At 62.8% G+C, this 23,887-nt stretch carries 22 protein-coding genes; 12 read left to right on the top strand and 10 right to left on the bottom strand.

Annotated features, from left to right (window positions below; genetic code table 11):
• Positions 1–2 precede the first annotated feature (2 nt).
• Positions 3–1,718, bottom strand: a complete 1,716-nt coding sequence (locus tag ACFQ24_RS02720) for a KAP family P-loop NTPase fold protein (RefSeq protein WP_380908937.1) — start codon at positions 1,716–1,718, stop codon at positions 3–5.
• A gap of 379 nt (positions 1,719–2,097) precedes the next feature.
• Between ACFQ24_RS02720 and ACFQ24_RS02715 the strand changes: the two genes are divergently transcribed.
• The 6 genes from ACFQ24_RS02715 to ACFQ24_RS02690 all read left to right on the top strand — a co-directional run bounded on the left by ACFQ24_RS02715 (position 2,098) and on the right by ACFQ24_RS02690 (position 7,682).
• Positions 2,098–3,312 carry a hypothetical protein gene (locus ACFQ24_RS02715; protein ID WP_380908935.1) on the top strand — a complete coding sequence of 405 codons (1,215 nt, stop codon included), beginning with the start codon at positions 2,098–2,100 and terminating at the stop codon, positions 3,310–3,312.
• Positions 3,313–3,343: 31 nt separating this feature from the next.
• Positions 3,344–5,488 carry a caspase family protein gene (locus tag ACFQ24_RS02710; protein ID WP_380908933.1) on the top strand — a complete coding sequence of 715 codons (2,145 nt, stop codon included), beginning with the start codon at positions 3,344–3,346 and terminating at the stop codon, positions 5,486–5,488.
• 73 nt (positions 5,489–5,561) lie between these two features.
• Positions 5,562–5,903 (top strand): hypothetical protein, encoded by a 342-nt coding sequence (locus tag ACFQ24_RS02705; protein ID WP_380908931.1) that lies wholly within the window; start codon positions 5,562–5,564, stop codon positions 5,901–5,903.
• Positions 5,900–6,262, top strand: coding sequence for a helix-turn-helix domain-containing protein (locus tag ACFQ24_RS02700; protein ID WP_380908929.1), 363 nt, complete (start codon positions 5,900–5,902; stop codon positions 6,260–6,262). Before ACFQ24_RS02705 ends, ACFQ24_RS02700 begins: the two co-directional genes overlap by 4 nt.
• A 2-nt stretch (positions 6,263–6,264) precedes the next feature.
• Positions 6,265–7,275, top strand: coding sequence for an ImmA/IrrE family metallo-endopeptidase (locus ACFQ24_RS02695; RefSeq protein ID WP_380908927.1), 1,011 nt, complete (start codon positions 6,265–6,267; stop codon positions 7,273–7,275).
• Positions 7,272–7,682 carry a hypothetical protein gene (locus ACFQ24_RS02690; RefSeq protein ID WP_380908925.1) on the top strand — a complete coding sequence of 137 codons (411 nt, stop codon included), beginning with the start codon at positions 7,272–7,274 and terminating at the stop codon, positions 7,680–7,682. The genes ACFQ24_RS02695 and ACFQ24_RS02690 overlap by 4 nt, the downstream gene beginning before the upstream one ends.
• A gap of 217 nt (positions 7,683–7,899) precedes the next feature.
• Here the strand turns inward: ACFQ24_RS02690 and istB are convergent, their stop codons facing one another.
• Complete coding sequence (gene istB, locus ACFQ24_RS02685; protein WP_380908923.1) at positions 7,900–8,709, bottom strand: IS21-like element helper ATPase IstB; 810 nt, start codon at positions 8,707–8,709, stop codon at positions 7,900–7,902.
• Positions 8,709–10,214 carry an IS21 family transposase gene (gene istA, locus ACFQ24_RS02680; protein WP_429614824.1) on the bottom strand — a complete coding sequence of 502 codons (1,506 nt, stop codon included), beginning with the start codon at positions 10,212–10,214 and terminating at the stop codon, positions 8,709–8,711. Before istA ends, istB begins: the two co-directional genes overlap by 1 nt.
• 202 nt (positions 10,215–10,416) lie before the next feature.
• Here istA and ACFQ24_RS02675 point away from each other — a divergent pair, with 202 nt between their 5' ends.
• Both ACFQ24_RS02675 and ACFQ24_RS02670 read left to right on the top strand, forming a co-directional pair.
• On the top strand, positions 10,417–10,752 hold the full coding sequence (locus tag ACFQ24_RS02675) for a C1 family peptidase (RefSeq protein ID WP_380908921.1): 336 nt from the start codon (positions 10,417–10,419) through the stop codon (positions 10,750–10,752).
• The gene (locus ACFQ24_RS02670) at positions 10,724–11,512 is read left to right on the top strand and encodes a hypothetical protein (RefSeq protein WP_380908919.1); all 789 of its coding nucleotides are present in this window, start codon (positions 10,724–10,726) and stop codon (positions 11,510–11,512) included. Before ACFQ24_RS02675 ends, ACFQ24_RS02670 begins: the two co-directional genes overlap by 29 nt.
• Here ACFQ24_RS02670 and ACFQ24_RS02665 read toward each other — a convergent pair.
• Positions 11,479–12,183, bottom strand: coding sequence for a uracil-DNA glycosylase (locus tag ACFQ24_RS02665; RefSeq protein WP_380908917.1), 705 nt, complete (start codon positions 12,181–12,183; stop codon positions 11,479–11,481). The genes ACFQ24_RS02670 and ACFQ24_RS02665 overlap by 34 nt on opposite strands.
• Positions 12,180–13,355, bottom strand: coding sequence for a nucleoside triphosphate pyrophosphohydrolase family protein (locus ACFQ24_RS02660; protein WP_380908915.1), 1,176 nt, complete (start codon positions 13,353–13,355; stop codon positions 12,180–12,182). The genes ACFQ24_RS02665 and ACFQ24_RS02660 overlap by 4 nt, the downstream gene beginning before the upstream one ends.
• Positions 13,356–13,687: 332 nt before the next feature.
• Between ACFQ24_RS02660 and ACFQ24_RS02655 the strand changes: the two genes are divergently transcribed.
• A complete protein-coding gene (locus ACFQ24_RS02655) occupies positions 13,688–14,899 on the top strand; it encodes a phospholipase D family protein (protein WP_380908913.1) in 1,212 nt (403 codons plus the stop codon).
• A gap of 336 nt (positions 14,900–15,235) precedes the next feature.
• On the opposite strand, the gene ACFQ24_RS02650 is transcribed toward ACFQ24_RS02655, so the two are convergent.
• The 3 genes from ACFQ24_RS02650 to ACFQ24_RS02640 are packed head-to-tail and all read right to left on the bottom strand — an operon-like array spanning position 15,236 to position 19,012.
• Positions 15,236–17,275: a M3 family metallopeptidase gene (locus ACFQ24_RS02650; protein WP_380908911.1), complete on the bottom strand. Its 2,040-nt coding sequence runs from the start codon at positions 17,273–17,275 to the stop codon at positions 15,236–15,238.
• Entirely contained in the window at positions 17,253–18,068 is an 816-nt protein-coding gene (locus ACFQ24_RS02645; protein WP_380908909.1) for a transglutaminase-like domain-containing protein, read from the bottom strand. The genes ACFQ24_RS02650 and ACFQ24_RS02645 overlap by 23 nt, the downstream gene beginning before the upstream one ends.
• On the bottom strand, positions 18,062–19,012 hold the full coding sequence (locus tag ACFQ24_RS02640; protein WP_380908907.1) for a transglutaminase family protein: 951 nt from the start codon (positions 19,010–19,012) through the stop codon (positions 18,062–18,064). The genes ACFQ24_RS02645 and ACFQ24_RS02640 overlap by 7 nt, the downstream gene beginning before the upstream one ends.
• A gap of 15 nt (positions 19,013–19,027) precedes the next feature.
• On the opposite strand from ACFQ24_RS02640, the gene ACFQ24_RS02635 reads away from it, so the two are divergent.
• Positions 19,028–19,837 carry an N-formylglutamate amidohydrolase gene (locus ACFQ24_RS02635; RefSeq protein WP_380908905.1) on the top strand — a complete coding sequence of 270 codons (810 nt, stop codon included), beginning with the start codon at positions 19,028–19,030 and terminating at the stop codon, positions 19,835–19,837.
• Here the strand turns inward: ACFQ24_RS02635 and nhaA are convergent.
• Positions 19,834–21,231, bottom strand: coding sequence for a Na+/H+ antiporter NhaA (gene nhaA, locus ACFQ24_RS02630; RefSeq protein WP_380908903.1), 1,398 nt, complete (start codon positions 21,229–21,231; stop codon positions 19,834–19,836). The two genes, ACFQ24_RS02635 and nhaA, sit on opposite strands and share 4 nt — an antisense overlap.
• Before the next feature lie 105 nt (positions 21,232–21,336).
• Entirely contained in the window at positions 21,337–21,672 is a 336-nt protein-coding gene (locus ACFQ24_RS02625) for a sigma factor-like helix-turn-helix DNA-binding protein (protein ID WP_380908901.1), read from the bottom strand.
• Positions 21,673–22,146: 474 nt separating this feature from the next.
• Here ACFQ24_RS02625 and ACFQ24_RS02620 point away from each other — a divergent pair, with 474 nt between their 5' ends.
• The gene (locus ACFQ24_RS02620; protein WP_380908899.1) at positions 22,147–22,785 is read left to right on the top strand and encodes an RNA polymerase sigma factor; all 639 of its coding nucleotides are present in this window, start codon (positions 22,147–22,149) and stop codon (positions 22,783–22,785) included.
• 52 nt (positions 22,786–22,837) lie between these two features.
• Positions 22,838–23,821 (top strand): FecR family protein, encoded by a 984-nt coding sequence (locus ACFQ24_RS02615; protein ID WP_380908897.1) that lies wholly within the window; start codon positions 22,838–22,840, stop codon positions 23,819–23,821.
• Positions 23,822–23,887 lie beyond the last annotated feature (66 nt).

Raw genomic sequence — 23,887 nt, 5'->3', positions numbered from 1 at the left:
CGTCAAAAAAAAGCGGCCGTAAGTGGTGACGGGCCATCAATGGCTTCACCGATCAGCTGAGCGATAGCTGTCTCAGCGAGCCCCCGGAAAAACGGCTCGATTGCGAAAGAGACTGCCCACATCCTTGGCAGGCCATTCGCGGCCTTTCTGTCGTCCGCGGGGTTCAAGAAAAGGTCAGCTGCGGCCAACAGGGCCCGTGCCGCCTGCTCCTGGTCGCCTGTCATCATCGTATCAATTTCCGAAGTGATCGCGTCGAGCAGGACCGCCGCCCGCGTGCCGCCTTGGCGACGCGGCGTGGCGACATAGTTGCGTACCATTTCGCTCGTTGCCTCCGGGTTCTGAAAGCTGTCGCGAAACGCCGCGAGATCATCGGCGGAAAGGATTCCGTCTCCAAGGCCCAAGTTGAAATAGATCGGGAATCGGCGCCGAGAGGTGATCCGACGCTCACGCTCGGCGCGCGCCCAATCATGGCCGCGCCATGTGTTTGCAAAGATCGCATCGAGCCGAGGGAAGAGATAGCAAAGGGCGCGCTCGGCCCGTTTGCGGCGGTCGGGCTCAACATTCGCGAGAAGCTGTTCTCCGAACGCAGAACGCTCTTCCCGTCCAGCACGGTCAGGTTCGGCACCGGTCAGCCGCTCGCTGTGGTTGCGAACGAAAGCATAAAGCTTCGGCTCGAATAACCGCATTGTCTCGATTGCGATGAAATCGGCAAAATCTACTTCATCGCGCAAAGCAGGCCAGGCCATTGCGAGCGCGTTTGCCAACCGGACGACATCGCGAGCGGTGCGCAACCATGGGGCAATCGCACCATGGAATATGTTGCCCCAGCGCACTTGATCTACCACGGGCACGTCACCGATGATGGCGCTGGCTCGCTCGAGAAAAAGCTGGTTCAGATCGCCCTGCGCAACCGGGGGCAGATCGAATGAGACCTGGATGATTTTTTCCAGCCACTCGGGGCTGTCGGCGTCCGCTGGTTGCACGAGGCCGCGAGCGGCGATGTCACGATCGAACACGAGGAGGTAGGTTACGCAGGGCAGGTCTGCGACCGACTTCACCAGCCTGAAGATCTGTCGGGCTTCGTCGGCAGGAAGCCGATCCACATCGTCGATAATGACGACAATCGACCGGGCTTCGTTCTGAAGCGCTTTCGAGAGGGTGGTGCGAACATCGTCGAGGCTCCGCTCATCGAGGATCTCCTCTCCCGCCCCTTTCACCAGCTCCGCGACCTGCTTGGCAGCAGGGCCCGCCGGGGTCCAGGCGAGGACGGAAGACACGAGTTCGCTGGCACCGCTTACCTTCTTCGCCATGATGCGCAGCCCGTCGCGAACACTCGACGAAAGTCGCTTGCCAATCGAGGCGGTCAGCTCGGTGAAAAAGGCGCGCGTGAGATCCTTTTGCTCGGAGAACCACCAGGGGTTGAAGCGCACAACAATAGTTCGCTCTTCCTCTGGCTTGGCCGCTTCCAAGCGCTCAAGCGCGTCGACGGCCATGTTCACTGCTGTCGTCTTGCCGGCTCCCCACTTGCCATGGATCGCGATGACCAGACCGTCTTCACGACAGCGCTCGGCCAGACCCATTGCAATTGCATTAGCAAAGTCCCGGTAGCCTAGCTGATCCTCTTCGATCTTAGTCCGGGGTTGATCCGCAGTCACGCTGGCTCGTACAGCTTTGCCCGATTCTTCTCGTTCTCTCATGAGCTTGAGATAGTGTTGCATTCACACGCAATAAATAGCCTTAATCTCAACCGAGGACGAAGACGCGCTTTCGCCGGATCGCCGCCGCCAAAGATACCGCTCGTCCTCCCGCCACGCCCGGGCCTTTCAGCCTTAGTCGACCTTCCACGAAAGTTTGGCGACTTGATCAGCACGCGCCGTACCCATTCTAAATTCGGGCGGTGAACGAGCGGCAATTTTCAGGTTCGACGCCGCGATCCGCGATCGACCGATATGGGCGGGTAGCCGCCAGCAGTGCTCGACCCTTCGGGCGGCGGGCGCCGGTCCCGTTGCGCGCAGAGTACTCGTTTCGTAGAACGGCATGCCGATGGCATCTCGGGGGTGCCGGGAGGGGATCAGCGACGACAAACGGGGGAACCGGATGACGATCATCTACGTGCACGGGGTTAACGTCAGGACGGCCGAACATGGGGAGATCCTGGGGAAGCCGTTACGCCGCTGGCTGGGACCGAAGCTCGGGGTGAACGGCGCAGAGCCGGGATACGAACCCGTCTACTGGGGTGACCATGGCGTGAAGTTCCGATGGAACCTGGCTTCCCGTCCCAAGACTCAACTTCTTCGTCAGGGAGCCACTGGAAGCGCAATGGCTGGCCTCGGATCGTTGCGCGGCAATCCGGATGTTACGCCGTTTGATCGCGCCGCGCCGCAACCCGTCCGGTCGGGCCCGGTCCTCGGTAGACCGAAAGATGCGGATCAGATGTCCAGCCTCGCGCTCGTCCGCCCGGATGAGCGAGCCGACTTCATCGCCGACCTGTATCTGGCCTGCCTTCCGGGAACCGTCGATCCGGTCGTCGAGCGGCCGCAAGTCGCTGCGCTCGCCGTTGCTGCGTCCATGATCGCCGCGAACTGGGATGAGATTATGCGGGCGGAAGCGAGCGAAGGCGACCGGGCTCGCGCCCTGGTCAGGGCAGTGGATGCCGACCTCAGGGGAAGCAGGGCCCTACCGATGGGGGGAGCAGCGGACTGGTTCGCCCGTGCCGGTGAACTCGTGAGGCGGGCGCCTCTCTGGCCGGGAGATGCCGTCAGCGTCCTGCTGGGCGAAGCCCGTCCCTATGCAAACGAGCTCTTCGCACGATTCACGGGGGACGTGTTCACCTATCTGACTCAGCGTGGCGAACAGGGCCGCCCCGGCGATATCCCTCGACTTCTTCTCGCGGCCCTGCGCCGCGCCCAGGCGCGCAAGAACGAGACAGGAGAAAAGATCGTGGTCGTCAGCCATTCGATGGGAGGGCAGCTAGTCTATGACGCGCTGACCTACTTTGCCGAAGGCGACAACATCCTCGACAAACTGGAAGTCGATCACTGGATCAGCTTCGGTTCCCAGGTGTCGCTGTTCGCGGAAATGGGCATGTTTCTGAGCCAGGGAGCGGGCGACCCCGCCAAACTTCCCCTCCCCCGGCGAGTGCAAGCCTGGACGAACTTCTATGATGAAAACGATCCGGTCGGCTTCGTCATGGAACCGGTGTTCGAAGGCGTACAGGACATACGCTACAACACCGGCTACGGCCTTGCCCTTGCCCACACCGGCTTTCTTGCTCGACCGACCTTCTTCCAAGCGATGGCCAATCGGTTGTAGAGGAGGCCCATTCGAACAAGGGGGGCAACCGATGAATTTGAAGCCTGTCGGCGATGAAGATGGCCTATGGCGAGCCGGCGAAGCCAATCAGGCAGGCGTGCACGCGTTCGTACTCGGCATCAGCGACTATCCTCACCTCTCGGGGGGATCCGCCCCGCCAGAACAGAGAGCCCAGGACAATGGGGGCCTCGGACAACTCGAAGTTTCCGCATTGTCCGCCGCCCGCATCTTCGAGTGGCTCGCCAATGCGCCGGAAATCGTCGGCGCGCCTCTTGCAAGCTGCAGGCTGCATCTCGCTCCTCGTCCGGACGAACGCGATCAGGTGCTGAGTCTTTCCAGGGAGCATATCGGGAAGACAGACCTACGATCGGTTCAACCCGCCCTCTTGGACTGGGCCAGCGAGATGGCTCATGCGGGCAGGTTGTCCGACGAACCCAATGTGGCGCTTCTCTTCTTCTCCGGCCATGGGGTCGAGGTGATGGGCAATCAGGCGTTCCTGCTCAGCGACGTCCTCAATCCGATGGCCATCGGCAACGGCGCGGGCAGCGCGGTCGCAGTCGACCCTCTGATGAGGGCGGTGAAGACCTTCAACGTCGACCGCGGACTGTTCTTCATAGACGCATGCCGCGACGATCCGGTAATCGCCCGCCTCCTCCACATCGTTGGCAGCGAACCACTAAAGCCAGTGGGAGCATCCACGCGCCGGGCGAAACCCTTCATTAGCCTCCAATCGACCGGTGCCGGCCAGAACGCGTTCCAGATGGCAGGCGACAACGGAACCCTTTTCACGAAGGCCGTACTCAGCGGACTGGAAGGACTTCCTCCCAACTTCGCGCCCTATGACACCTCCGGCCTCCCCTGGTCGCTCAGATTCGCGGCGCTGGAAACTCACGTCAAGCAGACGGTGGCCGAAGCGCTGCGGGACCACAATGCGCTGGATGAGCAGGCGGTGGAACCGCATGGCATTCCCTACGACGGAACCATGATCGTCGCGACCCGCGATGGCCCGCCGCCGGACGCCGGACGATTTTCGATCGTCGATCCGCCTCCCCGGCCTTCGCTGGAAGAAAGCGTCAGCAGGCTGGCTAAGAAGGCCGAGGATGGCGGCCGGACCTTCGATCATGACGACATAGACAACATGCGCTATCAAGGATTCCGGGGCATCGGCGGCCTGCCGGCCGATCTTGCGAATCTTGGACTGCTGCGTCGAATGATCGACAAGGATACAGCTTCGATCCTCGCCAATTCGCTATCGCTCCGCGACGCCGCGACCAGCGCGGAGGTTCCCCTGGAAACCATCACGCTGTTCCAAGCCCGAACGCAGGAGACGACTGAACAGTCCGTGACATGGCTCGACTTCCTGCTCGCACCCGGTAGGAGTTCCGTGTGGTTGTCGCTACGCCGCGCCGACGACAATGGCATGGTGGCCGTGACGATTCCACGAGACCTGGGCCATCCCATGCCGGTGCGCATGGAGATTCGCCTGGGCCGGTATGACGGTCGAACGGTGGTCGATCGGATGCGTGCCAGGCTCGCGGACCCGGCGGGCGCTAAGACGGAGCTGCCGGAGCAATGGTCGGCCCTGTTCCACGCCCAACGGACGCAGGCGTTCGCCGACACGGGTTCGGCGGCGCAAAAGCTCGCCAATCTGGTGGAAATGCGCGACGTCGTCATGCAGAAGCGGCTCTCGCCGGTCGCAGCGGCCCTTGCAGCAGGCCTTCTCCTTCGCGCGGGGGCGACCGATCAGCTTTCGGACTGGCCCCGCAATCTCGCCGACTGGTTTCCGTACCTGGCCGATGCGCCGATCCTGTGGGCGGAGACGATATTGCAGCGGACGGATATGGATCGCCCCAATCTGGCGGATCCAACAGTCCGCGAAGCCTTCCACTATTTCATGATGGCAGCCGAACGCGGACCACCTCTCCTCGCTACCAGCCTTGCGATGGCCGTGCGGCAGGCCGCGATCTGGCGAGCCGTAGCCGCACCAGGGATCGCTTCGACCAGCCATGGCGAGCTGTTCAATCGGGCGATCGGGCGCATCGAAGCTGCGAGCCGCTTCATGGCTTCAGGCGGAGCCTTCGCATCCTTCGTCAGCATCGAGCGGGAGATGACGCCGGCCGACGTGCTCGGTTTCAGTACATCTTCTCCTGACCGGTCCCCCATGCTGGAGGGATAGGGCGGAATCGGTTGCATGTCGGATAATCAGACATTATAACCAATAGCTAGTCCTCATAGCAGACAGGGTTGCCATGGCCACGATCGCACCGCCTTCTCCGACGACTACGGCCTTTCCAACGGCTCTGGTGGAGGCGTGCCTCGTGGCCGAACTCACCGAGGCAGTACGCGCGTTCGCCAAGATCAAGGGAACGCCGCTGCCCGCCACGCCCGCGCAGATCCGGATCATGCCGGTCCAGATCGATTCCATCGTCTGCGTCGACATACTCTGTGCTGTGGAGCCGGTCCTGGGCGGCATCGAACTTCCCGAGATGGTGGTGAAGGCGGGCGGATATGGATCGATCGACAGCGCGGTGAAGAACATGCTCCCGCGCATCGAGAAGGAATGGAAGAAGCGGAATGGAGTCACGCCATGACCATCGTGGATGACGACGACGAGGCCCGGCGCCTTCTGGGCGAGCGCCTCCGTGAAGCCCGCAAGTATCTGGGTCTGACGCAGGAGGAGGTGGCGACCTACCTCAAGATTCCCCGCACCGCCCTCACCGACATCGAGAACGGGCAGCGACGCGTCGAGGCGATCGAGCTCACCAGGCTCGCCCGTCTCTATCGGCAGTCGGTCGGCTACTTCACCGGCGAGGAGGCCGCGGGTTCCGGGTTCGCTCCGGACGTGGCCCATCTGGCGCGCGCCGCGGCGCAGCTGTCGAAGACCGACCGCGAGGAACTGGGCCGTTTCGCCGAATATCTCCGTGCCCGTGCCGCTGGAAAGGGTAGCTGAGGATGGCGACGAGCTACGCCGGTGCGGTGCGGAACGGCACGATGGCTGCAGGCAGGCTGCATCGCAAACTTCCGTATCGGGACCTGGTCGCCGAACGCGGCGGGAACATCGACGTCTTCGCCTCCATCCACTCACTCGACCTGCCTCTGCTCCTGCGCCCCCTCGATGGACTGCTGGGCGCCTATATAAGCGAACCTACGCCCGGCGTGCTCATCACGACGCAACGTTCGATGGCCATCCAGCGCTTCACCGCCGCGCACGAACTCGGCCATTTCTCGCTGCGGCACAGCCCAAGCCTCGACGACGAGTCCATCCTGCGGCGCATGGCGGTCTCTTCCGCCTCCTCCTCAGATTTCCAGGAAGTCGAGGCGGACGCCTTCGCGGTCGCCTTCATGATGCCGTCCTGGCTGATCGCCTGGCATTGCGAGCGTCAGGGCTGGACCGGCGAGGAACTGGCCCGGCCAAGCACGGTCTATCAGCTCGCCCTGCGCCTCGGCGCCAGCTACACCGCGACCTGCCTTACGCTCGGGCGCTACGGTCTGCTCGAATCCCACAGGGTGGCCGACCTCCTCAAGACCGAACCGAAGCAGATGAAGACCGCGCTGCTGGCCGACCATCGGCCACAGGACTATCGCGGCGACGTGTGGCTCCTCACCGAACGCGACGCGGGGACGCGGATCGACGGCAGCAGCAACGATCTGTTCGTTCTGCGCGTGGAGGAGCACAGCGGCGGCGGCTATCTCTGGGACATCGACCAGCTACGGTACAGCGGCTTCGCGATCGTCGGCGACTCCGTGGAAACGTCGGACCTAGAAGGTGTCGGCGGATCCGTGGTGCGGCGGGTCACGGCGGTCAGCCGGGACGCGGGTCGTGGCACGCTGGCAATCGATGAGCGTCGCCCCTGGAACCCGAACGAACCCTTGACCAGCCTCGCCGTCGACTACGACTTCACCGGACCCGAGCAGATCGGCCTTTCTCGCGCCGAACGCCGCGTCCTGCTGGAGGCAGCATGACGTCGGTGGTGTGCAAGCGGGATCTACGTTCGATCTTCGGCCCCGTTCGCGACCAGGGCGGCCGCCCCACCTGCGTGGCCTTCGCCGCCAGCGACGCGCATGCGGCACTCCGCCCAGGATGGGATCCGCTCTGCTGCGAATATGCCTACTTTCATGCCCAGAAGCGTGCGGGTCGATCCCTCTCCGAACCGGCGCTACTGCCCAAGATGATCGAAGCGCTCGCCAACGACGGACAGCCGGCCGAACATGCATGGCCATATGCGGCTTCCATCCCGCCCGGTGCAGCGCCCTGGGCGCCGCCGCCATCGCCAGGCAAACTCTATGGCCGCTCCGGCATGATGACTTCCAGCGCGATTGAGCAGATCTGTAGCGCGACGATTACGGAGTCCGGTCGGCGTCAATTATGATGGCCGATAGGTGGCCGCGCCGGTTGGTGAATTCTGGCTACCATTTGCTGTTGCGGGGAGCAACCGTCGAGCGACAATCACGACGCTGGGTAATTGTCGCTGACGCTGGCCGGAAGCGAGGGTCTGAAGCGCATGGGATGGTTGGCATGTAATTGCCGCTGGCGACAATTACCCGTTGCCTTAGCAAGGGTGCTCCCGAGCGCGAAGCCAGCGACAATTATGATGGCCGGTCCGGGGCGCCATTGGGTGGGTCGTAATCGTCGGCGTTGATACGGGCGACGGCGGAACGCTTGCGGTAGCTTTCGCCGTTCATCTCGATGATGGTCGAGTGGTGCACGAGGCGGTCGATCGCGGCGACAGTCATAGCGGGATCAGGGAAGATGTTGTCCCATGCCGAAAATGGCTGGTTGGCGGTAATGGCGAGCGAGTGGCGTTCGTAGCGGTGTGCGATGAGCTCGAACAAGGCGCTGGTCTCGACCTGGTCCTTGCGGACGTAGGACAGATCGTCGAGCACGATGAGATCGAACTTGTCGAGCTTGTCGAGCATGGCGGGCAGGCTGAGGTCGCGGCGCGCGGACTGGAGCTTCTGGACCATGTCGGTGGTGGAGCAGAACAGGACGCGCCGCCCCGTGTCGATAAGGGCATGACCAATGGCGGCAACTGCGTGCGTCTTGCCGGTCCCGCTCTGGCCGAACAGCAGCAGGTTGCCGCCGTTCTCGATCCAGTCGTCACCGGCGGCAAGGGACAAGAGGTGCGGTTTGCGGATGCCGGGGGCGGCGTCGAAATCGAAGGTGGCGAAGGTCTTACCTGCGGGCAAGCCGGACTGGTCGCGATGGCGCTGGATGCGCCGGGAGGAGCGATCGGCCATCTCGATCTCGAGAAGCGAGGCCAGCAGGTTGGCGGCCGGCCAGCCATCGCGATCGGCGGTGTCGGTGAGGCGCTTCCAGTTGCGGTTGATGCTCGGCAGGCGCAAGGCCTTGAGCAGGGTAGGCAGTACGGCGGCGGCCTGATCCTTGGTGCGGGTCATCAGTGCACCTCCCCGCTGGCGATCAGGCTGTTGTAGCTGTGCAGATCGGGTGGCGGGATAGTGACATCGCGCTGCGATCTTGCGGTTGGCAGGAACTCGTCCCTGAGCGCATCGACATCGGGCAAGCGCCCGCTGTCGAGAGCCTCATCGATCCGCCGGGCCAGCACGTCGACACAGTCGCCCCTGGCGGCGATATCGAGCAGCGCGACGGCATCGCGGCAGGCCTGCCGTCCATCGAGTTGGGCATCGAAGGCTTGCCAGGCCCGCCGGTAGGCGTGATCGGGGAAGAGGGCTTCGCGGTAGACGAGGTTGCGCAGTGCACCGGGCTTGCGGCGCAGGTTACCGATCATGTGCCGGAAATCGATGCTGTGCCCCCGGTGGGGATGACTGATCCGCACACGCGGCGTGGACATTACCCTGTCCGGGCCGAGGAAGAGCTCAATGCGATCGTCAAAGAGATGCGCGTTGAGGCGCCGTCCGACGAGGCGGGAAGGCACCGAATAGGTAACCCGATCGATGGCGACGGTGCCGTTGCGGGTGACATCGACGGTAACCATGGCGAAATCGGTGGTTCGCCTTGCGGGCAGCGCCTTGAGTACCCTGCGTTCTGCATCGATGCGCACAGCATGCCGCCGGTTCTGTCTGGCGACCTGCGCCTCAACGAACTCGCGCCAGGCCTCGATGCTGACGAAATCGCGGCTGCCCCGCCGGCGTAAGGCCTGATCGAGCCGTCGCTTGAGATGGGCATGCGGACCTTCGATCGATCCGTTCTCGTGCGCCTCGCCGCGGTTGTTGCGGGTAGCAAGCATGCCGTAATGACGGCACAGCTCGTCATAGCTTCGGGTGAAATCCCGCTGCGCATCGGCGTCGAGGTTTTTGTAGGCGGCGGACAGGGAATCGCTGCGGTGTTCGGCCGGCGCGCCGCCCAGCTTCCACAACGCATCCTGCAGGTGCTCCGAAAGGGCTGCAAAGCTCTCCCCGCCCAGCACGACAGCCGCATGCTCCCAGCCACTCGCCGCCAGGCGGAAGTGGTAGAGGCGATAGGCCAGGGTCTCGCCGGCAACGGTGACCTTGAGACTGTCGCATACCGTGAAATCCGACAGGCCCTGCCGACCGGGCTCATGATGCTGCGGGAAGAAGATCTCCTTCTCGCCGCCGTGCAGTGCCCGCCAGCGGGCGATCCGGCGTTCCAGTGTTCGTCGTATCGCATCGGGAACAGCATCCTCGCCGAACTCGTCCTGGAGCGTCTCGAAGACCGTGACGGCAATGATACCGTCGATCTGGAGCAACTCCTCGACGCGTGGCCAGAATGGCTCGAGCGGATCGGCGCGGGTGCGCCAGTGGCGCTCCTTCTTCTTCTGGGACGGAAGCTGCGGATCGTTCTCGATCCGGCGTGCGCTGCGCTCGCTGATACCGGCCTTGGCAGCCGCGACGGCCTGGGTGTGTTGGCGACGATGGGTCATGAAGAGAAATACCTGCTGATCGGAAATGTGGTGGCCCGGCATCGCAAACCCATCGCTCGTTGTTCGATGAGTGTTCCGATACCACCGCCCGCCACAGCCCCGATCAGCACCCCGAAAGAAGGGGAAAAAGATCGCCATCGGTTGTCTGGTCCGCTCTCCGGTCGGGGCTACGCCCCTCCCTACGATCAGCCCAGACAACCGATCCTACCGGCCATCATAGTTGCCGCTCAACCGGCCATCGTAGTTGTCGCCACGCAAGATCATCGAGACGCTCGACCAGGATCGACCGGTCATACTGCTTCTCATGCTGTCGACGGCGTTCTTCGCTCCGGGCGTGTACGGCGTGATCGATCCTGCCGAAGGAGAGTATCCCGAGCCTGCGCGTCGCCACGCCGTTGTCGCCTGCGGCCATGGCGAGGTGAACGAGCGCCCCGCCCTTCTCGTCCGCAACAGCTGGGGACCCAAATGGGGCGACGGCGGCTGCGGATGGCTGACCGAAGCCTTTCTCAAGCCGCGCCTGTTCGCGGCCGCCACGCTACTGGAGGACGTCGATGTACCTTGCCATCCCATCGCAGCCTGATTGCGCCAGCGCGTGGCGCGAGGCTGTCAGAGCCATCGACGATCTCCCCGGCCATGAAGCGTACAATGTGATCATCGACATCGTCGATCCGGTGGCCAACACCGGCTCGGACGATCCGCGCATCGCCATCGTCAACGACTTCCTCCTGCCCTACGACAAGTCCGTCGAGACGGTCGCGAACACGATCTTTCCGCTACAATATTACTATCGCTATGGCGCGCCCGAATTCTTCGACCGCTTCTCCGAGCGCGTCCTGGCGAAGGTGCGGAAGAATTGCCGCTGGTCGGGATATTATTTCGAACGGATGTTCAACGTGCCGCGCGTCACCGGCGGCACCATCAACCAGCTGTGGGAGATCGTGGAGCGGATGCGGAAGCCCTCGGTCAAGGCGAACAACAAGTTCGAACTCTCGCTGTTCGATCCTGACCGCGACGTCGACGATTCGCCATATGGCGGCCAGTGCCTCAGCTTCCTGAGCTTCAAGCTGCTACCGGGCGATCCCAAGACTCTGACGCTGACCGCCATGTATCGAAACCACTATTATACGGAAAAGCTGCTCGGAAACCTCGTCGGCCTGGGCCGGCTCATGGAATTCGTTGCGCGCGAAGCCGGACTCAAGGTGGGAAGCCTGACGGTGGTCTCAACGCACGCCGTCGTCGACCAGCCGAAGACGAAGGAAGTGAAGTCCACGCGAGCGAAGCTGGAGAAGATGCTCGCCGACTTCGATCAGGCGTGCGCCAATCCCGCGCTGGCTGCCTGATCGAAGCTGAATTCCGGCGACCGGCCGGTCAGATCGGAAGCCACGCCATAGAGCGAAGTGATGCCGGCGATGAAGTCCGCCTGCCCCCCGTAGCTGGGGTGACGGACTCCCACCACCGGTATGCCGATGTCCTGAAGCGCCAGTTGGGCGTCACGCCCGATCGCCACGATCTGCCTCGGCCGTACCAGCTTGATCAATGCGCGAAGCAGCGGTTCGGTCGCCTCCCGTTCTGCGCGGGTGTGGCATCGGTTGGAAAAGGAATCGCCCCGTTCGTGGGGATGAAGGGGAAACACGTTCCACAGCACAGCGGGCTGCTGGATGGCGTCGAGGACGCGCCAGACGATCGCGGCCGTGCGCTCCGCCACGATCGGACCTTGCGTCGCCCGCGCCAGGGTGACGCCCCCGAGCAGGGCGCCCGCATGATCGAGATGAACCTCGTCGGTCAGCGGCACACCGGTCCTCCGGCCTCCGCGATATCCAAGATCCCGCGCGATCCACATGGTATCGACCTTCGCCTCGATCGCCGCCTCCAGGAAAAGCTGCAGGTTCTGGCGCCGCAGCGCCGGGGCATCGTCGCGATCGTGGAGCGGGCAGCAGTCCGCATAGGGGTTGAAGACCGACTCCAGCCGGGTGCGCGATAGGGCGGAAACGAAGGATTTCGGGGTCTTCAAGGCAGATGCTCGATATGCAGGCGGTGACTGTTCATGTCGACGTGGATGCGACCGCGTCGGTGCTCGCGAAGGAATCGGAATGCGGCATAGCCCTGAAGAATCGCTTCCTCCCAAAGCCACAGCGGGCACGCCTCCGCCTCATAGCCAGCGACGAACTGGCGGATATGCTTGAGCAGGTCGAAGGGCAACTCCCCCGCCTTCATTCCGTCGAAAAAATTGAGCCGGTCAGCCTGTCCGAAGATCCAGGTCGTGATGCCCTCCTCTATCAAGGTAGCCCGGGCGCCATCCTCGGCCTCGTCCGTCTTGGGGTCGCTTTTCCGCTTCAGCCGGAGCAGGCTCCGCATGACGGGCGACCATCCGAGGACGGCCATGTGCGCCAGGTGGAAAACGTCGTGAAACCGGTATTCGTCGCGGGTCCGGGCGTTGTCGGTGAGGCGGTCGCCCACATTGATCTCGTTGCAGCGCTGGAACACATAGGTCTGCCCGCGCACCTCCCGCTCGAAGATCTCCATCGCCAGATTCCGAGGCAGCTGCTCGTGTATCGGCATCGCCGCATCGAACGGAGGAGGATAGCTGCGCGTGCGCGGCCACCTGTCGGCGATCTTCCATAGATTCTTTATGGCCGCGGCTTCCAGCGTCACCCCCGCTTCGTTGGCGGCCTTAATGACCGTCCTGAGGATGGGGATCAGTCGGCCCGTGAAAGCCGCGCGATTGGCCGCGAGATCGCCCGTCCGCTGATCGTTGATGAGCAGGCCGACCTGTCCGGCAAGTTCGAGAAGGGTGTCTTCGAACACCGGAGACGGTTCCGTCTTCCGGGCCATGATCGGCGGCTGAAGCGCCGCGAAGGTGATCGCGGCATCGCCGCCGCCGCACCAGTCGCCGAAGCCGCGATCCACGTTGGCGAACAGTTCATCCAGTCCAACGCCTACGCGCGAGCCCAGGATCGTCAGATACCAGATGACGTCGCCCAGTTCCTCGACGACCGTATCGGCGTAGCCGAGGTAGGAGGCCTTGTCCCTCTGCTTCTTCTTCACCTCGCTCAGAAGGCTGCCCGTTTCGCCGAACAGTCCGAGCATCGGGAAGGTTATGGAACCGGCATCGCTCCGCTGATCCGTAAAACCGGCCTGCACCGCGTAGTTCGCGATCGTGAGGGGCGAGAAATCATCTGTCACCCGCGCGCCTCCGCGCCCGACGCCGCGTACAGCCCAATTCCCCCTTGAACGCCGTCATCCCAACCAAGCCCCCTCCTGGATTGCGCGCGCGTCCAACATCACTGAAAGAAAAGGAAAATGGAACCGGATTCTTCCTGCATCGAAGAGTCGCGCGCGTGGGAAGCACGGGGCCGGGTCGACGCGATCGAAGCCTAACCCCGGTAGCCGCCCCATGCGCACCGGCTATCTCCTGCCTGCCCCTCTGCGGAATTTACTATTCACAAAGGAATATGACCGAACGATCCCACTGCGAATTTTGAGAATGGGCGTCGCATAGCGACTTTGGGAGGCACATGAAGATTGAGTTTCTGACTGCGAAAGAGGTTTCCATCGCATTGCGAGGCCTAATCGCGGAACATGACGAATTTCACTGGGCGGTGGCCTGGGGAAGCATGACCGATGTAGCCAAGGATTTTCTAAAACATTCTGCGAAATTCCGGGACGTCACCTTCGGCGTGGCCTTCTGCCAGACCGATCCTGATCTCATCGAAGCCCTCGTTGGCATGCCGAATACACAGGTCGCCTGCCGGTTTCCGAAGGGAACGTATCACCCAAAGGTCTATTGCTTCAGGTCGGGCGACGAAGCAGCAGCCATCGTGGGAAGCGCAAACTTCACCTTCGGAGGCCTGGAACGGAACCTCGAAGCCGCGATTGCCGTGACGGGGCGAGCCGATGAACCGCTTTTCCAGGATCTTTTCGCGTTCACCCGCAGCTGCCGGAAATACGGCGATCCGGTCACCGCGGACTTCGCAACCGCGTATCGCGCCAGCTGGCGCCGGGCCGCACGAATGCCCAAGCCTCCCAGCAATCCGCTCGAAGGGCTGGACCGCATCAGGCCCGCCGCCTTCTCTTCACCGCTCATCTCGATGAGTTGGAACGACTATGTCGCCGAAGTGCGGGCTTCTGCCCACCACGATATAGGCGGCAGCCTTGCGCTCCTCCGTATAGCGCAGGAATGGTTCGCATCCGTCGCTTCCTTCGCCGACCTGCCGCCTGCCCAACGGAAGGCGATTGCCGGCATCATTGGAGTGAATCAGAAAACGGATTCCTCCCTGAAGCGAGACTGGGGCTGGTTCGGCTCGATGCAGGGCATGGGCGACTTTGCCAATCGTATCGACAGGAACGACCAGCATCTGGCCCATGCGCTGGACTCCATACCCAGGAAGGGCGTGGTCACGAAGGGACACTATGAAAAATTCGTCGGCCTCTTCAGGGAAGCCTTCGCCAATTCCTCGCGCACAGGTGGCGTGCCAACGGCCAGCCGCCTCCTTGCAATGAAGCGGCCTGACACCTTCATCTGCTTGTGCAAGCCGAACATCCTGCAAGCGTCCCAGCGCATGAGCTTCCCACGAACCACCCTTACGCTCGATAACTATTGGGAAAACGTAATCGAAGTAATTCGGCTTTCGAACTGGTACGACGCCGATAAACCTGATGGTGCGGACGGTGAGATTTGGGAGAACCGTACCGCAATGCTCGATGCCATCTTATACAAACCCGATTAATGAATTCGACATAGAGAAAACATGCGTAACGTTTTTCTATGTTATATTTATCAATTTGTTCTACCCCCCTCTCGCTATTCGCTCTCAAGAGGTGACGAAGGCCAATATCCACAACTACGATAAATCGTCCGTGACGTTTCCGAGCTGCCAGCCGGCCTAATGCAGAAACTGCATTGCAACACTATGAGCGGACTAACGATGGAAATCACCGTTCGAAATGCATTCACGCGAAATGATTCCAGTTCCTGATAGCGATCTTTAAAGCAGCTTGGGACGGCAGCTTAATTCAAGGGTGTCCCAAGAAGCGGACTGACCAGAATGTCCCAGGGCTGACACTCAAGCCCCCACCAAATGCCGCGTGCGCATCAGCGCCTGTGCGTCGGGCGCACGACCCAGGAAGGCGCGGAACGACTCCATAGGATCGCGACTGTCGCCAGCAGACAGTATTTCGTCGCGGAAACGCGCGGCGAGTTGCGGGTCGAAAATGTCGCCCGTCTCGACAAAGGCTTCGAACGCATCGGCATCGAGCGCTTCGGACCAGGCATAGCTGTAATAGGCGGCGGAATAGCCGCCGTCGAAAATATGGGTGAAATAGGGAAAGCGGTGGCGCAGGCCGACTTCGGACGGCATCCCCAGCCGGACGAGTTCCGCCTCGACAAAAGCGCGCGGGTCCGCCTCCGCCGCCGGTTGCTGGTGGACGGCGAGATCGACCAGCGAGCAGCCGATCAGTTCGACCGTCGCGAAGCCCTGGCCATAGGCCTCCGCCTGGCGGATCGCGGCGATCAGGTCATCGGGCACGCCGAAGCCGGCGAGAACTTCGCGGCTGACGATCCAGTTTTCCATGAACTTGCTGGGAAATTCTACAAAGTCGCGCGCGACCGCCGTACCCGACTGGCTGGGATAGGTGACGCGGGAGAGCAGGCCGTGCAGCGCATGTCCAAATTCGTGGAACAGCGTGCGCGCCTCGTCGATCGACAGGCGGGTCGCGCCGCGATCGGGCGGAGGCGCGGCGGCAAAATTGGCGACGAGATAGACGATCGGGCGAACATCGCCGTCCATCGCCTCCTGCACCCGCAGGCTGCCCATCCAGGCGCCGCCGTGCTTTTCCGGCCGCGCCAGATAGTCGGTGAAGAGCAGGCCCACCGCGCCGCCATCCTTGTCCGTAACTTCCCAGGCCCAGACATCGGGATGATAGCCGGCAATGTCGGCCCGCCGGGTGAAGCGGAGGTCATAGAGGCGCGCGGCGGTGTCGAACGCCGCCTGCCGCACCGCGTCCAGCCGCAGATGCGCCGCCACCGCCGCGCCATCCAGGGCATAGCGGGCGCGCCGCACCTGCTCCGCATAGAAGCGCCAGTCCCATGGCGCTAGGGCGAAGCCGCCACCCTCCGCATCGATCAGCGCCTGAAGCTCCGCCGCCTCCTCCGCCGCGCGGCGCTTGCCCGGTTCCCAAAGCTGGCGCATCAGGTCGGTCGCCGCCGCGGGATCATGCGCCATGCTGTCTTCCAGCGCATAATGGGCATGGTCGGCATAGCCGAGCAACACCGCCCGCTCCCGCCGCAGCGCCAGCGTTTCGGCGATGATCGGCCAATTGTCGTGCGCCCCGCCGTCACAGCGATCGGTGAAGGCGCGCCACAGCGTTTCGCGCAGGTCGCGCCGCTGCGAGAAGGTCAGGAAGCCTTCATAATCGGTGCGGTCGAGCGTGACATGATAGCGGCCCGCCTGCCCCTTGGCCGCCGCGCGCCCGGCGGCCGCCTCACACATGGCGGGCGGCAGTCCCGCCAGATCCTCCGGCCCGAGATCCAGCACCCAGGCCGCCGTGGCCGCCAGCACATTCTGCCCGAACTGCACCGACAAAGCAGACAGCCGCGCGTCGATGGCGGCGAAGCGTTCCTTGTCGGCGGAAGCAAGCGCGGCGCCGCCGCGCAGGAAGCCGGCATGGCTGCTTTCCACCAACCGTATCTGCTCGCCGGAAAGGCCGCTTTGATGCCGGGCGGCATGGACCGCGAAGATGCGCGCGGCCAGCGCCGCATTATGGCTGATCGCGACCGAATGGGCGCTCAGCCGCGCCGACATCTCCGCCTCGATCGCGCGGATGCCCGGCGTGCCCTGCGCCGAGGACAGAGTCCAAAACAGGCGCCGCACCCGCGCCAGCGCCTCGCCCGACCGCTCCAGCGCGGCGATGCTATTGTCGAAGGTCGCTGCCGCATCCTGCCCGGCGATCGCGGCAATCTCCGCCTCATGCCAGCCGATCGCGGTCGTCAGCGCCGGCAGGAAATCCTCGTCCCGCACCTCTCCGAAGGGCGGCGCGCCGAGCGGGCCGGTCCAGGGTTGCAGCAGAGGGTTGGCGATCGGATCAGTCAAGGGAGGACACCTCATCGGTATGTACCTGGAACCGCACCAGATTTGCCGGGCCAAAGGCGGTCGTCAAGGCGACGTCGGTGGCGTCGCGGCCCCGCGCCATCAGGATGCGGCCGACCCGCGGGCGGTTGTGGCGGGCGTCATAGGTGTACCAGTCGCCGTCGATATAGACGTCGAACCAGGCACTGAAATCCATCGGCGCGTCCACCGGCGGCACACCGATGTCGCCCAGATAGCCGGTGCAATAGCGCGCCGGAATGTTCATGCAGCGGCACAGGGTGATGGCGAGATGGGCGAAGTCGCGGCACACGCCCTGCCGCTCCTGATAGCCATTCCAGGCGGTCTTGTCCGACCGGGCGTGATGATAGCCGAACTCGATATGATTGTGGACGAAGTCGACGATGGCATCGACCCTGTCGCGCGCGGCGGCGAGATGGCCGAAATTGGCCCAGGCGACGTCCATCAGCCGATCGGTCTCGCAATAGCGGCTGCCTAGCAGGAAGGGCATGACCGCATCGGGCAATTCCTCGACCGGCATTTGCGGCCCGTCGGTCGCGCGCCGGTCTGGCTTTCCGCTATCCTCGATCACGAAGTCGCAGGACAGGGTGAGATTGCCGGGCGGGATGGTCAGCCGGGTGGCGACATTCCCAAACCCATCCTCGAAATGATAGAGCGGGATGTCGGGGCTGGCGATCAACCGCTGCGGCGTGCGCAGATCCTGATGGCGCGAGGGGTGGAGGCTGAGCAGCGCCATCATCGCCATCCGCGTGTCGGTGGAAAATTCAATATCATAGCCGCAGCGGATCAGCATGTCGGGGTCTTTCCTGAAGCGCCGACGATGCGGCTGTTGATGGCGCCATGGCCGGTAGTGGGGAAGAGCGCGGGATCGGCGCGATGGACATCGACCGATACGTCCATGCCCAGAAAGCTGGCGGGCAGGCCGAACCAGGTGCCCGACAGCGGCAGCGCTTGATAAGGATCGCGCGCGATCGCCACGCGGATCAGGCCGCGATTGCCGATGATGCCGTTGGTCGGATCAAATTCGCCCCAGCCCGATCCAGGCAGGAAGATGCGCACCCAGGCATGGGTATTGCCGCCGCCCACCACGCCCTCATGCCGGGACGGGTTGTAGACATAGCCCGACACGAAGCGCGCAGCGAAGCCCAGCGCCCGCACCGCTTCGATCATCAGAACCGCGAAGTCGCGGCAGGTGCCCTGCCGCTTGCGCAGCGTCTCGATCGGCGACTGGGTGCCTTTCTCATGCCGGGGGACATAGGTGAAGTCGCGCTGGATGCCGGTCGCGATCCGGGCCAACAGGTCGACCGTGCCGGTATTGCCGTCATTGCGAACGAAATCGCGCGCCCAATTGTCGACCACCCGTTCCGGGTCCAGATGCTGCCGCTCGATCGACCGCAGCAGATCTGGCATATCCTCCGACGAGTAAGTGAACGGAAACAGCCGGGCATAGGGTTCCACATCGACTTGCTGCTGCGCCAGCGGCGCATGTTCCAGCGTCACTTCGCTGGTGACGACCAGATGCGAGGCGCGCTTTTTGAACAAGGCGATGGCGACGGAGTTTCCGAATACATCATGCAGCCAGCGCAGCTCGCTGGGTTCGGGATCCACGTCGAGCCGGGCGGACAGCAATCGCTGGTCGAAGGCTTCGCGCGGCCGCATCATGATGCGATGTTCGCCCAGCGACACCGGCTGCTGATAACGATAGGTGGTGACGTGATGGATCGTCAGCAACGGCATGAAAGGAAGATCCCGATGGCCGGACAGGCCGCGACATTATTAGGTCCGGACGATCCGGCGCCGTCCGCCATCGATAACGCGGAAGGGCGCTCGCCGTTCCTGCTGATCGGCGATCACGCAGGGGCAGCCATCCCGAAGACGCTGGGCGACTTGGGCCTGACCGCCGCGGACCGATCGCGGCATATCTCGATCGACATCGGCGTGCGGGGCCTTGGAAGGGAGTTGGCGCGCCTGCTAGACGCGCCTTTCATCCATCAGGCATACTCCCGGCTGGTGGTCGATTGCAATCGCGATCCCGAACGGGAGGACGCCGTGCCTGTCCAATCCGACGGCACGACAATCACTGGAAATTGCGCGCTCAATGATACCGACCTGAGCGCCAGGATCTCGGCCATCCATGCCCCCTACCATGCAGCCATAGCAGCGATGCTCGATGCGAGACATAAAGCTGGGATGACGACAATCCTGCTTGCGCTCCACAGCTTCACGCCGACGCTGGACGGACATGTCAGGCCCTGGGATGTAGGGGTTTTGCATTGGCTTGGACGAACAGACTTCGCCAAAGCCATGCTTTTCGCATTCCAAGGCGACAGCTCGATATGCGTGGGCGATAACGAACCCTATCGAATGGACTCCACCGATTACAGCATACCCCTTCACGCCATCGGGCGTGATCTGCCCTACGCGGAACTTGAAGTCAGGCAGGATCTGATCAGCGACCAAAAGGGGCGGCTTCATTGGGCTGGTAAAATTCACAGAGCCGCCATGTCAGCCTTGACCTCGCAGCACGAAGAGGGCGGGAAAGCCCCTCATATGGGACATTAACCCGATGGCTCAACCGAGCCTCGTGCTGCGAACCTGAGCGCCGCATAACCGATCAGACCTGCCAAAATTGAAGCCGCGATGATCGCCAGCGACGCTATTTCCTGATTCCTGGCGTCGCTGAACGCCAGTCCCGATATGAAGAGCGAGATCGTGAAGCCGATCCCTGCTAACGCCCCTATCGCGCCGACCATCGACCAGCAGACTTTGTCTGGCAGGCGCGCGAGACCCAGCCGAGCGGCGATCCAGCTGAAGCCGAGAAAGCCCAGGGGCTTACCCAGACACAAGCCAAGAAGAATGGCTGGTGCAAGCGTCGAACCCATAGCATCAGCCACAAGTTCGGAGCTGATGTGGATCCGCACGTTCGACAGGGCAAAAAGCGGTAGCACGACATAACTGATCCAGGGCGCAAGCAACGTGATGATCCGCTCTCCCGTGGCATGCGTGGCGCCCGTCATTTCGTGAAGATAGCCCAGACGCTCTTGCGCTTTCCTTTCCGAACGGCTGGCGTCGTCGCCCTGCCCTTCTCCTGCAGCACGGCGATGTGCCTGCTGAAATTCGTCGATCTCATCCTGAACATTGTCAGCGAAATCCTTACGGCCAAGCCGAGGATAGACCGGAACGAGAAAGCCAAGAAGCACCCCCGCGATTGTCGTATGGATGCCCGATCGCAGGATACCGACCCAAAGCAGGAGAGCCAGCAGCACATAAGGGATGCTCGCCCCCCAGCGCAGGTGGCGCAGGAGGTAGATGGCGGCAAAGCCAATGGCCGCAATCAAGAGGCCATCAAGATAGATCGCGTCACTATAGGCCGCAGCGATGACCAGCAGCCCACCAATGTCATCGATGGCTGCAAACGCAAGAAACAGCGCGCGCACCCCATCGGGCAAACGCGTGGCAAACAAGCCGATCAGCGCAAGGCCAAAGGCGGTATCCATGGTGATGACAGTGCCCCAGCCCGCGATCGCATCGCTGTCCCGCGCGATCAGCCAGAACAGGAAGACAGGAACCACCATACCGCCTACGGCGCCAGCGATCGGGAAGATAGCGGTGCGCAGCTGCGACAGGGCGCCACGCACAAGCTCGCGTTTCACATCTGTGCCAATGACAATGAAAAACAGCGGAAGCAGCGCATGGTCGATCCATTCCGCGACGCTGTGGCTTACCGACAGCCGGCCGAAGCCAAAAAGAAGCTGTGTGTCCCAGAAGCCTTCATAGCTTTCGCGCACCGGGCTGTTTGTGAACAGCAACGCCACGATCGTGGCGAGCAGCAGCGGCCCGCCAATGACGTCCTTGCCTGCAAAGAACGGCTCTATTCGATCGAGGAATCCGGCGCGGGCGGGCGCATGACGCCGCCTTGCGCTTGTTGCGCCCTTTTGGCGGGGAGTGATGGCCATCTCATGCAAGCGTCCGCCGAGGGATAGAGTTCCAGCCTTATAGCCGGCACGGGAGCTGGCAGCCCGGCAAGGTTGGGGTGCGCTCAAATTCGAACCTGCGCGCTATCATGCCTGCCCCGCCACCATCTCCATAGCCCGCCTGAAATGCCGACAGACGCGCTCTTCACTCATGCGGAAACGCCGGGCCACCTCCGACACAGACATCTTACGTCCCACCACCAGGATCAAAATGCCACGTGTGAGCGGTTCCATATCTGCCACCGCCTTCTCGATCCTCCCGTCCCGCTGTCCAAGAGCATCAGGAAGTCGGGCGGTATCGGCCGGTGCACTTCTCTCCAAGAAGCGCCCAATGCGCGCAGCGCAGATATCGTCCGGAACCCGATCGCGCATCCGCGCGACGAACCTCGCCAAACATCCGCTCACATTGTGATGATGCGCCATCTGCGGCCACTCCCTTCTGGAATTCAACAAGCCTTTCGGCGCCGCTATCTCCCCTCCTCCCCTCCCCGCCGCTGGTATGTCGCCATGCGGGCGTCGGTCGTTTGAAGATCGCCTGCATCAATTCTTTCGAGAGGCCCGATGCGCGGCAGCGATCACAGCCCGCAGGGCCGGGATCGGCGCAGCCGAGCCCGGCCGGTGCGGCGGCACGCCGCGCCGGCAAGAGCGCGGTGCCCGCACAGCGGGCAGCCGCCCAACCTCTCACTTCTTCTGCTTCCACCGCCAGTTGCCGTTCGCAAAAACGTCACAAAGTCTGTTCTTTAGGGTTGCGCTCCCCCGTCATTCCGGCACATTGGGTCCGCTTCCGCTGAAAGCGCGGAAGCGGGGCGTGGAAACCCTTTTCAACGAAGCTCGGTCGCCAGATTTGGAGGCCGGGTAGCATGCGCGCATGTCCAGTCGGCTTGCCGATAAAGGCGCATGCGCCTGCTCGTTGAACAGGTTTCCAATATCCGGCTTTGGCCGTCGCCCCGAGAGGACATAGGTGCGACAATGAGCCAGGGCAGAAGCGAGGACCGCCTGTGCGATCCTCTGACACATACGGATTCCGGCAACGAAGGCTTTCGCTTCCCGGACTTCTATCGGAAGGAGAAGCCCCGCCTCATGCGCTTCTTCACGCGCCAACTCGGCAACCAGGCCGACGCCGATGAACTCGCCCAGGAAACATTCACCTGCTTCGTCCGCACAGCGCCGGTGCACGCCCTTGCCAGCCCCCATGCCTATCTGACGCGGATCGCGACAAATCTTTTGCGGAATTTCGTGGCACGCGGCTCGACGCGCCTCTCCCGGCGATCGACACTCATTGGTGATGGCCCTGACCTCGTCTCTCCCAGCGACACGCACCGTGAAACACAGGCGCGCCAGGATCTGGCCCGCTGGAAATTGATCCTCGACCAGCTTAAGCCCCAGACACTCGACATTTTCCTGCGCAACCGCGTAGACGGCCAGACCTATGTAGAGATAGCCGAGGAACTAGGTGTCCCCCTCTGGGTGGTCCAGAAACAGATGCTCAAAGCTATCAAGCATGTCGTTGCCCATCGCGAGGCGAATGATGATTGACGCAGACGCGGCTCGAGCCGAGCGCGACGAGCAGATGGCGATGGAATGGGCGATGACCATCCTCGCCGACCCAAACGCCGTCCCCGACCCTACGGCGCTAGACAGCCTCGGTATGCATCAGGCGGCCTTTTCTGCCTGGGTGGCGGCCGATCCGTCGCGCCAGGATCGTTACCTCAGTATCGTTCGCAAGACCCTCGAAGGGAGCAACGCCGCTGCCCGTCTCGGCATGAGGGATCGAGAGTCAAAGTCGCCGGTCAAGGATCACAACTTCACCCGATCACCACTTGTCCTGGCCGCCTCGCTCGCCTTCGTGCTTCTCGCGGCGGCAGGTATCTGGTGGCGATCAGAAGGCACTGCGCCCTCGCTGATCGCGCAGAGCGAGGCGCGCACCCCGATCGAGACCCGCATCGGCGAGGTCCGGACCGAGCGTTTGGCCGACGGCACGTCCGTCATTCTCGACACGGACACGCTCCTGTTGGTGCGCATCACTGCCAAGGAACGCAGTGTGGAAATCAAACGCGGGCGCGCACGGTTCAGCGTCGTGCAGGATAGCCAAAGGCCATTCCTCGTCCGTGGCGGAGGAGCCGACGTCACAAGCGAGGTCGGCAGTTTCGACATATCGGTCCGCCAAGGCGTTCGCATTAGCCCTATCGAACGCACATTGACCCTAGCCGTCAGGCGACCGGTCCCGGGCGGGCAGGCAAAGTCGCTGCAGCTGCGCCCAGGCCAGCTGCTGACACTGGAGGCTGGACAAGCCACTGAGCTTTCTGTCATTTCTGCGCCTCGATCCGAGCAGCAGTGGGTGACCGGCGTGAAGAGCTTCGACAATGTGCCGATCAACGACGTGATCGCCGAAGCCAATAGCTATAGCGAAACCAAGATCGAACTTGCGAGCCCTGCGCTTGGCCGCCGCGAGATATTCGCCGATATCGACATACGCGACATCGAAAGGGTCGCACACGCCATCAGCGCCTTCCTCGATCTCGACATCGATCGGTCCCGGCCTCACAGACTGATTTTAACCGAGAAAAAATAATTCGAGCTACTGGCTTTAGAATAGCAGAGCGCTGTCTTCCCTATTGAGCCTCAAAAAGAGGCAAGA

Origin of the sequence: Sphingobium olei (assembly GCF_042678845.1) — a bacterium.
In the GTDB taxonomy this organism is placed as follows: Bacteria; Pseudomonadota; Alphaproteobacteria; order Sphingomonadales; family Sphingomonadaceae; genus Sphingobium; species Sphingobium olei.
The sequence above is the reverse complement of the archived record's forward strand: the minus strand, read 5'-3'. Positions and strand labels throughout refer to the sequence as shown.